General features: G+C 57.4%; 1 protein-coding gene. It reads right to left on the bottom strand.

Annotation, left to right across the window (positions count from 1 at the left end; all coding sequences use genetic code 11):
- Positions 1–566: EF-Tu/IF-2/RF-3 family GTPase (locus ACFFUV_RS23725; RefSeq protein ID WP_390198462.1), on the bottom strand; the 566-nt coding region annotated here is incomplete at both ends.

The raw sequence follows: 566 nt of genomic DNA on the forward strand, positions 1-566 counted from the left end.
GTTGTATTCGCTTTTCAGACGCGCTACCACCACGTCAAACTGCAGCACGCCGACGGCGCCAACGATCAGATCGTTATTAGCGATCGGGCGGAAGACCTGGACCGCGCCCTCTTCAGAGAGCTGAACCAGCCCTTTCAGCAGCTGTTTCTGCTTCAGCGGATCCTTCAGGCGAATACGACGGAACAGTTCCGGCGCGAAGTTCGGAATACCGGTGAACTTCATCATCTCGCCCTGGGTAAAGGTATCGCCAATCTGAATGGTGCCGTGGTTGTGCAGACCGAGGATATCGCCTGGGTACGCTTCTTCAACGTGCGAGCGATCGCCCGCCATAAAGGTCAGCGCGTCGGAAATCACTACGTCCTTGCCGATACGCACCTGACGCAGCTTCATGCCTTTTTCATATTTGCCGGACACCACCCGCATGAAAGCCACGCGGTCGCGGTGTTTCGGATCCATGTTGGCCTGAATTTTAAACACGAAGCCGGTGAATTTCTCTTCCGTGGCGGTGACTTCACGCGTGTCGGTGTTGCGCGGCATCGGCGCCGGGGCCCACTCCACCAGGCCAT

This window comes from Vibrio olivae, from assembly GCF_042428525.1.
GTDB lineage: Bacteria > Pseudomonadota > Gammaproteobacteria > Enterobacterales > Vibrionaceae > Vibrio > Vibrio olivae.